Source organism: Alysiella sp., from assembly GCF_030525755.1.
Lineage (GTDB): Bacteria > Pseudomonadota > Gammaproteobacteria > Burkholderiales > Neisseriaceae > Simonsiella.
Genome location: NZ_JAUNEC010000019.1, coordinates 15,423 through 29,856, shown reverse-complemented (window position 1 = coordinate 29,856; position 14,434 = coordinate 15,423). Strand labels below are relative to the sequence as shown.

Sequence of the window (14,434 nt, the reverse complement as noted above, 5' to 3'; positions counted from 1 at the left end):
ATTGCGATAGTGGGTCGCCCCAATGTGGGCAAATCCACGCTGATGAACCATTTAATCGGGCAAAAAATCAGCATTACCAGCAAAAAAGCCCAAACCACACGCCACAAAGTAACAGGCATTTACACCGATGACACCGCCCAATTCGTGTTTGTGGACACACCTGGTTTCCAAACCGACCACCGCAACGCCTTGAACGACCGCCTGAATTTGAACGTAACCGAAGCCATGAGCGGCGTGGACGTGATTGCATTCGTGATTGAAGCCATGCGTTTTACCGAAGCCGACCGCACCGTGTTGAAACAATTACCCAAAAACACGCCAGTCGTGTTGGTTGTGAACAAAATTGACAAAGACAAAGCCAAAGACAAATTCGCGCTCAACCAATTTATTGATGAAGTGAAACAAGAATTTGATTTCATTACCAGCGAAGTGGTCAGTGCGAAACACGGTTTACGCATTGCCAATTTGCTTGCCACGCTCAAACCCATGCTGCCTGAAAGCATTCCCCTTTACCCCGAAGACATGGTTACCGACAAATCCAGCCGTTTTTTGGCGATGGAAATTGTGCGCGAAAAGCTGTTTCGCTACTTGGGCGAAGAATTGCCCTACGCCATGAACGTGGAAGTGGAACAATTCAAACAAGAAAACGGCATGAACCACATCTACATCGCCGTGCTGGTGGACAAAGAAAACCAAAAACCCATCGTCATCGGCAAAGGTGGCGAAAAGCTGAAAAAAATCTCCACCGAAGCGCGTTTGGACATGGAAAAATTGTTTGATTGCAAAGTGTATTTAAAAGTGTGGGTGAAAGTGAAATCGGGCTGGGCAGACGACATTCGTTTCTTGAACGAATTGGGGCTGTAATTGATTTTTCAGGCAGCCTTAAAATACACGACTAAAATTCAAATGCTGCCTGAAAAATAAAAATTACCGTCATTCCCGCCTGCAACATTTGAAAGTGAACTGGAAATGAAAAAAGACACACACCAACAAGAGCTTGACCGTGTACAAACACTATACCGCGAGTGGACAAAACTGCTGCCTGAATTGGAAGCCGATATCTATCGTTGGCAGAAAGCCATTGATTTAATACAACAAATTGAAGATTTTTACACAAATGGTCATTACCGAACATTGTATGAAGCCCAAGAAAAAGGCATACAACTGAATACCCATACCGAAGGCGAATACAGTATATTGAGCGAAGATGCAATTTGGAATGCCTTGCATGATTTTCGCCAACTTACACTACAACGACTCAAAAGCGCAGTCAGTGCATTGGAACATGAGTACAACTCATAAACAAACGAAGGCAGATAAACCATATCTGCCTTCTTCAATACGTATTTTTATTGCTCAATTTTATGTCATCTATCCACACAACAGACCTTACAAAATTAGCATAACAGCTATCATCAAAAAATGATTGTTGTCGCAAGTAATTCTGATACAAACTGCCTAAAAATCTAATCCACATCAAAATTCATAAGGAATATTGACCATGAAAACCCAAGTTTTGATTATTGGCGCAGGTCCATCAGGCTTATTATTGGGGCAACTGCTGTACCAAAACGGCATTGACAATGTGATTTTAGAACGCAAAACAGGTGAATACGTTTTAAGCCGCATTCGTGCTGGCGTTTTAGAAAGCATTACCGTAGAGGGCTTGGAACGCGCAGGTGCAGCCGAACGTTTACACAAAGAAGGTCTGGTGCATCATGGTATTGAATTGGTTTTTGATAAAGAACGAAAACGCATTGATTTTGAAAAAGAAATTGGTCGTTCAGTTGTGGTTTACGGTCAAACCGAAGTTACGCGTGATTTAATGGCAGTACGTACTCAAACAGGTGGGCAAACCATTTACGAAGCCGATAATGTGCAACTTTTCGGCATAGATAGCGATGCTCCTTATGCCACTTATGAAAAAGAAGGTCAAACCCACCGAATTGAATGTGATTTCATTGCGGGCTGTGATGGTTTTCACGGTGTATCACGCCAGAGTATACCAGCTGATGTATTAAAAACCTTTGAACGCGTTTACCCCTTTGGTTGGCTAGGCTTGCTGTCAGATACGCCACCCGTATCCGATGAACTCATTTACATCAAACACCCAAACGGTTTTGCCCTGTGTAGCCAACGTTCCGAAACACGAAGCCGCTACTATTTGCAAGTACCACTCACAGACAAAGTAGAAGATTGGAGCGATGAACGCTTTTGGGCTGAATTGAAAAACCGTCTCTATCCCGAAGCCGCAGAACGTTTGGTAACAGGTACAAGTTTAGAAAAAAGCATCGCGCCTTTACGCAGTTTTGTTAGCGAACCCATGCGTTATCACAAACTGTTTTTGGCAGGCGATGCTGCCCACATTGTCCCACCCACAGGCGCAAAAGGCTTGAACTTGGCAGCAGGTGATGTTCAATGTTTAGCAGATGCCTTTGCCGATTACTACAGCAATAACAGCAGCACAGGCATAGACAACTATTCCGAACGCTGCCTGAAACGCGTTTGGGCGGCAGAACGCTTTTCTTGGTACATGACCAAATTGCTGCACACATTCCCCGATAATGATGCTTTTGATGAACAAATTCAACGTGCTGAATTCAATCAATTATTCATGACCGAACACGGTGCAAAAGTCTTGGCAGAAAACTATGTGGGTTTACCCTACTGAGTGAACGTTCTCACATATAGTTGTAGAAGGGAAAAGTACGACCTCATTTATGTAGGAATGTACACAGCTCTCGTTGTCGACTTGACTTGTATTGCATTTTCACTTCTGCGACCATATGGGTTTCCTTATTCTTATTTTAAATGACGATACAAACACACAAAAACACACCGCCATTTCATGATGACGGTGTGTTTGATTTTGTTTCAGGCAGCCTATTTATTGTTTGCTGACATCTTTACCAAAAAATTCTTCGCCCAATTTGGTCAGTGTCCCATCAGCTTGCAATGCTTTAACGGCTTCACTGATTTTGGCAATCGCCTCATCATTGCCTTTATTGGCAATTAAACCTGCGCCTTTTTTCTCTTCCGCACCTGCTGTCCAAACAATTTTTAAGCCCGAATCAGGATTTTTCTTCAAATAATCCAAGAATGACAAAGCATCATTCAGAGTAGCATCAGCCCGTTTTTGTTGCACCAAAGTTAAGGCTTGTGCCATACCATCTACTGGCACAATTTCGGCTTCGGCTTTAACCGCCATTTCACCATAATTACTGCTTAATGTTTGTGCGGCTTTCAAACCTTTAATGTCTGCCACCGTTTTGATGCGGGTTTCATCAGCACGTGCCATCAATGCAGGTCCACTCCAACTGTACGGCTCCGATTTATCAAAAGTCGCTTGTCGTTCAGGCGATGTGAGTGCCACTTGATTGGCAACCAAATCAAAGCGTCCTGCTTTTAAACCCGTCAACATCGCCTCCCATTGGGTTTCTTTAAACTCCACTTGTACACCCAATTTAGCAGCAACCGCACGGGTTACTTCCACATCATAGCCTGTGAGCTTGCCATCTTTATCGCGATAAGTAAACGGTGCATAAGTGCCTTCTGTACCAACGGTAATCGTACCTTTATTGTTGATGCGTTCAATCAGGCTGCCTGAAACAGTCGCCTCCGTTAGCGCTGGTGCAGAAGTGGTATTTTGGTCTGCCACACTTGCCGCAGCAACAGAAGCGGCTGATGAGCCTGCGGTCTCTTTTGCAGCAGGTGCTTGATTATTGCACGCTGCCAAAATCAAAATTGTTGTGGTACTTAATGCGATTTTTTTCAACATGATTTTTCTTCCTGTGTATGTGAGTATGTTTATGAAAGACCAAGATTGTAGCTGTATTTCCAATCATACGCCAAGTCAAAATCATGATTTTTTAAGTTAACCACGCATAATATGGCATCAAGTCATTTACCAATTTGGCTTAAATTAAAGCTATAATGCGTTTTTTTATGAATCATTTTGTTATGAAGGAAAATATGATGAGTATTCAAGAGCAAATCAAAGAAGTTGTTACCAGTCACCGTGTAGTCTTGTTTATGAAAGGCAGTCGCCAATTCCCGCAATGTGGCTTCTCTTCGCGTGCCGTACAAATTTTAAACGCCGTTGGCTGCGAAGATTATGTTACGGTTAATGTTTTGGAAAACGATGAAGTGCGTCAAGGCATTAAAGTTTATTCCGATTGGCCCACCATTCCACAACTTTATGTAAACGGTGAATTTGTAGGCGGTTCAGACATCATGATGGAAATGTTTGAAGCAGGCGAACTGCAAGAACTGTTAAAACCCTAAAAACCTGTATTGAAGCTGTCTGAATACGCTGTTTTCAGACAGCTTCAATACACATTCAACTCACAAGGGCAAATAAACATCAAATCGCGTGGATTTTCCCACATATTGATAAGCAGGTTTTTCATCACACAAACATCTACCCAAACGCGGACGTTTAACCACAACCCGTTTTTTCGCTATTTCCCTTGCTGCCTGAAACAATGCAGCATCATTTGTGTTTTCAGGCAGCCCCAATAACTCATGAAAATACGCCATTTCTTTTTTGACTGCTGCCGATTTCTGTTTATCGGGATACATGGGGTCAAGATAAACCACATCAGGACGGCAATCGGGCTTTTGTAAGCAATATTGGTGCATTTTTTCAACGGCATTGCCATAATGCAGATTGATTTGTGTCATAATTTCAGCCGTTTCTCGATGAGATAAGGCACGCATGATGCCATCGTATAACAAGGCAAAAACCCGTTCATCTTGTTCAAAAACATCAACTTTCAAACCTAACGATGCCAACACAAAAGCATCGCGTCCCAGACCGCCTGTTGCATCCCAAACAATGGGCTGACTGCTGTGATTAACGGCTTTGCCAATCAATTCACCACCGCCTTTTGTACGACGATATTCAGCTGCACCGCCAACAAAATCCACTTGAACCTTCCCTTTTTTGCCCACCTTACACAAAGACACACCGTGTTCATCACAAAAAAGATAAACACCACTTTCAGGCAATCTGTTGTTAATATGAACTTCAAATGGCAAATCATTCAGGTATTCAGGCAAGATGTGATGGGCATAAATGGACAACATATTTTCAGGCAGTCTCAATTCAAATACAGTCTTTTACAATAAAATCATACAGTGTTACCAACGTCCTGATGCACTTGGTGTACATAATGAACGCTGTCGTCTTGTAACTTCTCAACCGTGTCAGCTATATTTTAAGGTGATTTTGAGATAAGAGAATTGAAAATACCATGAAAATAAATAACCTGTATAGAATTAGTGCTTACACACCATTTTCAGGCAGCCTCAAATCCATAATTACTGTGGTAAACGATGGGTACAAATACCCGCCCTACAACACAGTTTTATTGAAAACAAACAATTCATGTTCTTATCCCGAGTTCACATTATTTTAATTGGAAACGACCATAAAACACACAACACGCATTACAACAACTTTCTTTAGTATATTGGTCTTTAAGTAACATTCTTTTCGGTCGCAATCGCCAATGCCTGATAACAAGCAGGCAATAATTCGTGCATCATCAGCAGTTGTTGCCATAAAGTGGGATTTTGCGGGTCATCATTGGACGATGATGACACAATTTCACGCATTTGATTGAGTTGTTGCTGCAAATCCAAATGGGCTGCCTGAAAATCGGTTTCATTGAGCTGACTCATGACTTGCAGCAACGCCGCGATACCTTGTGCCGCAGCAAAAAAAGACATGAGAAAATCATCATCGCTGGCGTGCATTTTATCGCGGTATGCACCCAATGCTGCAATATAACTGATTAATGAATAATTGATTTTTAAAATCAAAAATCCTTCTTGTACACGCTTACCGTGTTTTTCTGCTTCGCTGGACATGTCGGATAATACACTAGATAAAGCCGCCGCTTTGTCATGACTGTTACGCCTTGCAATGCGGTAATCCAAATCATCTCTCAACCCCTCTTGCAATTCGTCCAATACGGCTTTCAGGTAACCACCATTGCTTTCTACGGCTTCGCGTGCGGCTTTATCCAGCGAAACGTACCGCCAATCTGGCCATAAAAAATAAGCTGCAGCCCCTGCTACTGCTGCACCAATAAGCGTATCCATCATTCGCGGCATGAAAAAAGCAGTAACGTCATACCCCATAATAGAAAAACCCATAATGGCTTGAATGGTGATAAAAAAAGTGGAAAAACTGTGTTTACTGGTGCGAAACAGAAAAAATAACGTTGTGCTGATTGCAGCAATACCCAATTTTTGTGCCAAAGTCAGCGCGAAAACAGGTAAAACGGAACCAACCAATACGCCACAAAATGTACCAATGATGCGCTGTATCAGGCGTTTTTGTGTGGCAGAATAGTTAGGCTGACAGACAAAAATGGCGGTTAAAAGTGTCCAAAATCCCAAATGCACATCAGTTTGTTGTAAATGCAACACGCTGACGGTTTGAACCAATAAACAGCACACCAATGCGACCAATCCCATGCGTACAGCATGGCGAAATACCGCTGATTGTAAAGTAGCGTGTTTTTTCAGACTGCGCCATGCGTTTTTCAAACCACTTACCTCTGGGGCTTGAATGCGTGTTTTATTGCTATTATGCTCCCAATCTTCGGTATACGGATTACCTAAATGGGCAAATTGACGACTGACATGGGTAATGTTATCCAACAATCTTTGAATGCGATAAGGAGCAATACCTTCCGTGTCGTTTTGGTGTTGTGCTGCATAACGTTGTAAAGATTGTTCTGCTCCTTGCGTGGCACGCGACAAAATGTCATCTGCAACATAATCGCTGTGGTCACGCAAACTGTGGGCAAAACGGCGCGCTGCCGCTGCCTGCAAGCGCAACAAACGGCGAATGCGAAAGATTAAATCAGTATAACGCATTTGTTCGGCAAATGCTTTGTAATGCACATGACTGGAACTGATGCGTTCGTGTATGTCTTGGGCAATAAAGTAAAAACGCAACATGCGTGTGGTACGTGGATGGCGGTGCTGACCACGCATACGGTAAAACAGCGCAGCACGACATTGATTGAATGCAGCAATCACTTGGTTGTTGCTCATGGCAAAACGCAAATGCTGTTGTTCCAAAAAATCGGCTTCATCGGGGTCAAACAGTTCGGCTTTGGCATCAAAATAACGTGCCAAACTGTCATAGGCAGTTGCCATTTTTTCTTGTACTGGACGATGTGGAAATGCAATGTGGGTCAATAAAGCCGCAATGCTGTATAACAAAGTACCCAGCAAAATCAATGCAGAATTAAGATATAAAGGTGCTTTGGCATCATATGACAACGTGGTATAAACCGATACCACCAATGTGCCAAATGCAATAGTTCGGTAACGATTACCTGCTGCACCCAAAAAAGTGAAAATGAACGCTAAAGTAATGTAAGTGAGCGTCAGTTGAATAGGATGGTTATTGGCAATTTGTACTGCCAACGATGCAATAGCAAAAGCCATTAAAGTAAAAAACAGATTTTTGAGTTTGCCTGTTAGACCATTGTCTAAATCCACCAAACCACCTGCAATAATACCCAAAATCAAGGGCGAAAAATAAGCCTGCCAACTGTACACATACACGGCTGAACACACGATGAAACAACTGAACAATACAGGTAATGTATTAATGAGTTTGGTGTTTATGGCAGGTTTTTTCATGTTTAAAATCACAGGTTTTCAGGCAGCTTAAATTTAGGAATACATCAGGCTGCCTGAAAACAAAAATGCAGTTATTTTATGGCAGACACCAATCTAAACAGCACCATTCATTTTCAGGCAGCATATTTCACAATACCACCGAAGGATATGCGCCAATAACTTTGACAAACACGCTGCGTTCACGCAAATCATTTAAGGCTGCCTGAACGTGTGCTTCATCGGCATGACCTTCAATATCAATGAAAAACAAGTATTCCCACAAACCCGTTTTACTGGGACGACTTTCAAATTTACTCATGGAAATGCCCGCTTGGGTAAACGGCTCAATCAAGCGATTAAGTGTGCCTGCTTTATTCGGCGCACCCACAATCAATGACGTTTTATCCTTGCCACTGGCTGTGGTCTCCTGATGCCCCAATACCAAAAAACGCGTGGTGTTATTGGGTTCATCTTCAATGTTTTCCGCCAATTTACACAAACCATAAATTTCAGCAGCCGTTTGCCCTGCAATCGCCAAAGCATTGGCGTGTTCTTTTGCCAATCGTGCTGCCTCGCCATTGCTGGATACTGCCACACGACGCACACTATCAGGCAGATTTTTACGCAACCAATGTTGGCATTGCGCCAACGCCTGTGCATGGGCATATACCACATCTGCCGCTTGCACATCGGCACTTTGACGCAATAAATGATGATGTATCCGCAATTCCACTTCGCCACAAGCACGCAAAGGCGTGGACACCAGCAAATCCAAAGTGCGTCCTACTGACCCTTCGGTAGAATTTTCAATTGGCACAACCACATAATCTGCCTGACGTGCTTCTACCATACGCATACTTTCATCTATGGTTGCACACGCCACCGTGTAGGCAGCGTGACCAAAATGTTTTTTGGCTGCTTGTTGCGTGAATGTGCCTTCGGGTCCTAAATAAGTGATGGTTAAAGGACGCTCCACCGCCAAACATTCACTCATGATTTCACGAAATAAACGTGCCACACTTTCATTGGGCAACGGACCTTGATTTAAGCCTTGAATGCGATGCAAAACCTGTGCTTCACGCTCGGGGCGGTAAACCACGCCTGTACCTTTCAGTTCGCCAATCGCACGCGCATGATTAGCACGTTGATTCAACAAAGTTAAAATTTCTTGGTCAATTTGGTCAATCGCATTGCGATGTGGCAACAGTTTGGCTTCGTCTGACATAATGTTTCCTGACGTAAAATGTGAAATTTAAAATGGTTTTCAGGCTACCTGAAAACCAAATAAGTCCAATACAAATGGGTTAAGTCATGATTCCTCTTTAACACGCACCATCATCAAAGTATGTAAACGGCGTTTGTCGGCACGAGCAACAGTAAACTGCCAATCACCCAAAATCACTTTTTCACCACGCACAGGCAAATGCCCCAATTCTTGAATAACCAAACCACCAATCGTGTCCACTTCTTCATTGGAAAAATGTGTGCCCAAATGGGCATTGATGGCTTCAATCTCGGTAACAGCATTGATGCGCCAACGTTCAGCCGAAACCGCAAAAATATTGTCTGCGCTATCGTCTTCATCAAATTCATCTTCAATTTTGCCCACAATTTGCTCAATTAAATCTTCAAATGTAACCAAACCCGAAATACCACCATATTCGTCCACCACAATCGCCATGTGATTGCGCTGACTTTGAAACTCTTTAAGCAAAACATTCAAAGGTTTACTTTCTGGTACAAAAACGGCAGGACGCAAAATATGTTCCAATTTAAAATGTTCGGGATTGAGTGTGTATTTGAGTAAATCTTTGGCATGGACAATGCCCAATACATGGTCTTTATCATCAGCAATCACAGGAAAACGTGAATGTGCGGTTTCCACCACATAAGCAATAATGCGTTCCATGCTGTCGGTGCTTTTAATCACGTCCATTTGTGCGCGAGTCATCATGGCATCGCGCACAGCAGTATTATTCAGACGCAACACATTTTCCAAACGCTGCAAAGTATCGGTATCAAAAACCTGTTGTTCACACGCTTGTTTAAATAAATCCAACATATCCTGTTGTGTTTCTGGCGTTTGGCTGCCTGAAACACGCTTCAACAGACGCTCTAAAAAATTAGGGGTTTCGTTCATGATTATTTTGAATGAATTTAAGAATAGCCGATTTTCAGGCAGCATCAGGCTGCCTGAAAATCCACATCACAAATCTTGCAATCTTTCTATACTGGGTGCAAAGTAATAGGCTCCTGAAACCGCGCGACTTAAACGTTCCAAAATCAAATCGGTTTGCCCATCGGTTTCACCAAACATACTCAGTAACTGTGCCTCAATATTGTGTAAACGCGCACAAAAAGCAATGAACATCAAACCATGCTCACCCGAAACCGTGCCAAAAGGCAAGCTGCGGCGCACAATTTTTAAGCCTACACCATTTTCTTTCAAATTGCTGCGCGACACATGCGAACGCGGATGGCGTTCAGCGCGCGAAAATTCTTCATTGCTTTCTCGACTGCGTCCAATGCTTTCTTCTTGTTGTGTCAGCGAAAAACTGTCCCATTTCTTTAAATCATGCAGGTATTTTTGCAATAAAACATAGCTGCCACCGTTTTCATCTACACCAATACGGGTAATTTTTTCCTCACCTTGTGGATTTTCTGTACCATCAACAAAACCGTCTAAACCACGTTCTTCATGACGGCGAAAACCATGCGTTTCACTCACAACCCGAATACTGTCTCCAAAACCGTCCAATACCGACCACGCCAAAGTGTAGTTGCTGTCGTGATTGAAAGATTGAATGTGAATCAATAAGTCGTGTTGTGTGGCAGGTGCCAAACCATTGCCCAATGCACGGAAATTTTTGATTTCACTGCCTTCATGACTGTGATTTAAACTTTGCCAAAAATCCGCACCAAAGGCAATCGTCATACCAATTTGGTCTTCAGAATAACGCTGCTGAATGTTCGCCAATGCCGTCAATGCATTATTGCAGGCTGCCTGAATGTGTTCACGGCACACAATATCAGCCTCAATAAAAATACCCGCCGTAGCGTGGTCTGGAATAATGGAAGATTGTGGTGTGGGCATGGTTTTGTTCTTTCTTTAAAATCTAAATTAGCAAAATTATGGATAAATAATGAACTTTCAGGCAGCCTGAAAATTTTTTTAAATAAAGGGATTTAGCAATTTCGCACCTGTTTTGGCGAAATCCCGCATATTGCGCGTTACCGCAATCAAATCGTGTGCCAAAACGGTAGCGACAATCAGCAAATCAAAGCCACTTTGTGGATTGGAAAGGTGTAAATGCGAACAACGCAAGGCGATTTCGGTATCTATCGGCAAAATGCGTACGAAAATTGCGCCACACTTCATCATTTTCAACTGGAATATCAAAATGTTGTGTGATTTATTCTTCGGGATAATACACTTTGCTGATTAACATGGTTTTTTCTCCGATTGTGTAGGGTACAAATTATCGCCCCATTTTTGTCGTTGATTTAGTGCAACAAGTTGCACCCTATATATTTATTGGGTCAAAACGTCCAAAGCTTCCTGATATTTTTCAACGGTTTTTGCCAATACTTCGGCTGGTATGGCAGGAGCGGGTGGCTGCTTGTTCCAGCCCGATTGTTCCAGCCAATCGCGCACAAATTGTTTGTCAAAAGATGGCGGATTTTTGCCGACTTCATAAGTTGCCACCGCCCAAAAACGGCTGGAATCGGGAGTCAAAACTTCGTCCATCAATGTCAACACACCGTTTTCATCCAAGCCAAATTCAAATTTGGTGTCGGCAATGATGATGCCACGAGACAAGGCGTATTCGGCGGCTTCGGTGTAGAGCTGAATGGCTTTGGTGCGGACTGCTTCTGCCAAATCTTTACCAATGATTTCAGTCGCTTGCTCAAAAGTGATGTTTTCATCGTGATCGCCCACTTCGGCTTTTGTAGACGGTGTAAAAATCACTTCGGGTAATTTTTCCGCTTCACGCAAATTTTCGGGCAAGGGAATGCCGCAAACTGTACCCGATTTTTGGTATTCTTTCCAGCCGCTTCCGCTCAAATAGCCGCGCACAACCGCCTCAATTTTCACGGGTTTCAAGCGCTTGGCGACAACAGCGCGTTTGGCAATCGCGGTGGCTTCGTGTTCAGGCAGCACGTCAAATACTGTTTGCCCTGTAAAATGATTGGGCATGATGTGTTGCAGTTTTTCAAACCAAAAATTGGAAATCTGCGTCAAAATTTCACCTTTTCCAACAATGGGTTCATCCAAAATTACGTCAAAAGCTGACAAGCGGTCGCTGGCAACAATCAACATGGTGTGCTCGTCAATTTCGTACAAATCGCGTACTTTGCCCGAATAAATTTTTTTAGGACTGATGCGGGAAATACTCATGATTGTTCCTTAATTCAATCATTAATAAATTAAAATCGGCGTATTGTAGCGTGAAACAGGGTTTCAGGCAGCCTAAATTTAAAGGCTGCCTGAAAAAAGCAAATGTTTTTCAGGCAGCTTAAAATATAGTCGTAGAAGTGAACATACAATAATACAAGGTAACAACGAGAACCGTGTACACCGATGAATGCCGTAGTGCTTTTTCAATTCTGCAACTATACATGAGTAATCACGATAATGATGCTGTTGATTCTGACTTAATTTCAAACACTTGACGTAAATAAGCCAAAAATGTGTCGTTGTCGGTCATGGTTTTACCAGGACTATCGGAAATTTTGGCGACAGATTGTCCATTGCACTCCACAAGTTTGAGAACGATATTGAGCGGAATGTGTCCCATGTCATTGGTGAAATTTGTGCCTATACCAAAACTGGTTTGGAAGCGGTCTTTGAAATATTGGTGCAAATCCCATGCTTTTTCCAAATTCAAACCATCTGAAAAAGTCAGCATTTTGGTTTGGCTGTTGATTTTGAGTTTGCGATAGTGGGCATAGGCTTTATCACCCCAAACATAAGGGTCACCACTGTCGTGGCGTAAGCCGTCAAATAACTTGGCAAAATAAAGGTCAAAATCACGCAAAAATGCGTCCATACCGACCACATCGGTCAGGGCAACACCCAAATCGCCACGATATTCGCGCACCCACGCTTCCAAAGCGGCTTTTTGGAAGTCGCGCAATCGCACATTTAAGGCTTGAAAGGCTTGTAAAAATTCATGTGCCATTGTACCGATTGGGGTTAAACCGAGTTTTTTGGCAAGATAAACATTGCTTGTGCCACGAAATACGTTGGGGGCAGCTTGTGCCAAACAGCGTACAACGTGTTCTTGCCAAGCCAATGTATAGCGGCGGCGTGTACCAAAATCAGAAATCAGAAATGGGGGGTCTTGGGGATTTTGAATTTGAGCATAATGTTGTAATAAAGTGATTTTCTGCTGTAAACGGCGTTCGCCTTCATTCAAAACTTCGGCATTTTCCAAGCGGCGGAAATAGATCTCATTGACCATCGCCAAAATGTAAATCTCAAAAAACATCGCTTGTATCATCGGACCTTCAATGCGGATTGCCAAACGCCCTGCCTCATCTATGCCCACTTGCACAAAACGGCGTTTGAGCTGAAACAATTCCAAATAATCAACAAAATCGCTTTTAATGAAACGCAAACCACGCAAATACGCCAATTCATCAGGACGAAAACGCAGTTCACACAATGCGTCCAATTCGGCTTGTAGTTCATCTTTAATGTGCGTCAATGGATAAACGGTTTGTTCGTTGTTGCGACAACGAAATTCATAAACACCGTGTGTTTGTGGGAATTGGTGCAACACCACTTGCAACATGGTGAACTTGTATAAATCGGTATCCAACAGCGATTGAATAATGGGCATGATGCTTCCGTATCGGTCTGATTTGGGAAATCATTATCATACACCAAAACCAAAGGCTGCCTGAAACTTTCAGGCAGCCTGTTTGAGATATTATTGTGTGATTAATTTTGCCAATCAATCGCTTTGAAACCATGTTGCATCAAATAAGCATTGGCTTGTGAAAAATGTTTGCAACCGAAAAAACCACGATACGCGGACAAAGGTGAAGGGTGTGGTGCAGTCAAAACCAAGTGGCGATAACGGTCTATGCTTGCCCCTTTTTTCTGTGCATGACTGCCCCAAAGCATGAAAACCAGATTTTCACGATGGGCATTTAATTGGGTAATCACGCGGTCGGTAAACCTTTCCCAGCCATAATCGGCATGAGAATGGGCTTGATGGGCACGTACGGTTAAAACCGTATTCAACAATAACACACCCTGCTCTGCCCATTTGCTTAAATTGCCGTGTGCAGGCTGCCTGAAACCCGTTATGTCCTCTGCCAATTCTTTATAAATATTGATTAATGAGGGTGGTGGCGCAATACCGTGCTGCACCGAAAACGCCAAACCATGCGCTTGTCCGACATTGTGATACGGGTCTTGCCCCAGAATAACTACGCGCACTGCATCAAATTCGGTTAATTTAAAGGCATTAAAAACGGCGTTTGCAGGTGGATAAATCGTTTGTCCTTGTAAACGTTCATCGCGTATGCGTGCCAAAAGTTGTTGGAAATAAGGTGCTTGTTTTTCCATACCTATGGCTTCTTGCCAAGTGCTAATCATGATTGTCCTTTCTTATCTTAAAACCTGTATTCATCATCTTGATGTTGGCTTCCTTAATAGTCGTAGAATTGAAAAAGCAATACAAGACGGTAACGAAATACATAAGGGCTTTGGCAACACCATAGTGTTTTCCAGTTCTACGACTGTATCTGCCCTGTTCTCGATTGCAAGAAGTTT

14 protein-coding genes are annotated in these 14,434 nt (G+C 42.9%); 4 read left to right on the top strand and 10 right to left on the bottom strand.

Annotation, left to right across the window (positions count from 1 at the left end; genetic code table 11):
* The 3 genes from era to pobA all read left to right on the top strand — a co-directional run.
* On the top strand, nt 1-864 hold an 864-nt coding region (gene era / locus Q4B82_RS05120; protein WP_303065351.1), incomplete at its 5' end, for a GTPase Era.
* Between the two features lie 105 nt (nt 865-969).
* Nucleotides 970-1,302, top strand: a complete 333-nt coding sequence (locus Q4B82_RS05115) for a DUF4298 domain-containing protein (protein ID WP_303065350.1) — start codon at nt 970-972, stop codon at nt 1,300-1,302.
* Nucleotides 1,303-1,501: 199 nt separating this feature from the next.
* A complete protein-coding gene (pobA, locus tag Q4B82_RS05110) occupies nt 1,502-2,671 on the top strand; it encodes a 4-hydroxybenzoate 3-monooxygenase (RefSeq protein ID WP_303065349.1) in 1,170 nt (389 codons plus the stop codon).
* Between the two features lie 216 nt (nt 2,672-2,887).
* Here pobA and Q4B82_RS05105 read toward each other — a convergent pair whose 3' ends face one another.
* Nucleotides 2,888-3,778 carry an amino acid ABC transporter substrate-binding protein gene (locus Q4B82_RS05105; protein WP_303065348.1) on the bottom strand — a complete coding sequence of 297 codons (891 nt, stop codon included), beginning with the start codon at nt 3,776-3,778 and terminating at the stop codon, nt 2,888-2,890.
* Nucleotides 3,779-3,972: 194 nt separating this feature from the next.
* Here Q4B82_RS05105 and grxD point away from each other — a divergent pair, with 194 nt between their 5' ends.
* The gene (gene grxD, locus Q4B82_RS05100; RefSeq protein WP_303065347.1) at nt 3,973-4,284 is read left to right on the top strand and encodes a Grx4 family monothiol glutaredoxin; all 312 of its coding nucleotides are present in this window, start codon (nt 3,973-3,975) and stop codon (nt 4,282-4,284) included.
* Nucleotides 4,285-4,344: 60 nt separating this feature from the next.
* Here the strand turns inward: grxD and Q4B82_RS05095 are convergent, their stop codons facing one another.
* From Q4B82_RS05095 to ung, 9 genes are all read right to left on the bottom strand, one after another.
* Nucleotides 4,345-5,088 (bottom strand): class I SAM-dependent methyltransferase, encoded by a 744-nt coding sequence (locus tag Q4B82_RS05095; RefSeq protein WP_303065346.1) that lies wholly within the window; start codon nt 5,086-5,088, stop codon nt 4,345-4,347.
* A 393-nt stretch (nt 5,089-5,481) separates the two neighbouring features.
* A complete protein-coding gene (yccS, locus tag Q4B82_RS05090; RefSeq protein WP_303065345.1) occupies nt 5,482-7,602 on the bottom strand; it encodes a YccS family putative transporter in 2,121 nt (706 codons plus the stop codon).
* Between the two features lie 193 nt (nt 7,603-7,795).
* A complete protein-coding gene (gene pheA, locus Q4B82_RS05085) occupies nt 7,796-8,872 on the bottom strand; it encodes a prephenate dehydratase (RefSeq protein ID WP_303065344.1) in 1,077 nt (358 codons plus the stop codon).
* An 84-nt stretch (nt 8,873-8,956) separates the two neighbouring features.
* Nucleotides 8,957-9,787 carry an HlyC/CorC family transporter gene (locus Q4B82_RS05080; protein ID WP_303065343.1) on the bottom strand — a complete coding sequence of 277 codons (831 nt, stop codon included), beginning with the start codon at nt 9,785-9,787 and terminating at the stop codon, nt 8,957-8,959.
* 66 nt (nt 9,788-9,853) lie between these two features.
* Nucleotides 9,854-10,741, bottom strand: a complete 888-nt coding sequence (locus Q4B82_RS05075; RefSeq protein WP_303065342.1) for a Dyp-type peroxidase — start codon at nt 10,739-10,741, stop codon at nt 9,854-9,856.
* A 78-nt stretch (nt 10,742-10,819) separates the two neighbouring features.
* Nucleotides 10,820-11,029 carry a PIN domain-containing protein gene (locus Q4B82_RS05070; protein ID WP_303065341.1) on the bottom strand — a complete coding sequence of 70 codons (210 nt, stop codon included), beginning with the start codon at nt 11,027-11,029 and terminating at the stop codon, nt 10,820-10,822.
* Between the two features lie 150 nt (nt 11,030-11,179).
* Nucleotides 11,180-12,040: a phosphoribosylaminoimidazolesuccinocarboxamide synthase gene (locus Q4B82_RS05065; protein ID WP_303065355.1), complete on the bottom strand. Its 861-nt coding sequence runs from the start codon at nt 12,038-12,040 to the stop codon at nt 11,180-11,182.
* Between the two features lie 235 nt (nt 12,041-12,275).
* A complete protein-coding gene (gene pncB / locus Q4B82_RS05060) occupies nt 12,276-13,496 on the bottom strand; it encodes a nicotinate phosphoribosyltransferase (protein WP_303065354.1) in 1,221 nt (406 codons plus the stop codon).
* A gap of 98 nt (nt 13,497-13,594) precedes the next feature.
* On the bottom strand, nt 13,595-14,254 hold the full coding sequence (gene ung / locus Q4B82_RS05055; protein WP_303065353.1) for a uracil-DNA glycosylase: 660 nt from the start codon (nt 14,252-14,254) through the stop codon (nt 13,595-13,597).
* Nucleotides 14,255-14,434 lie beyond the last annotated feature (180 nt).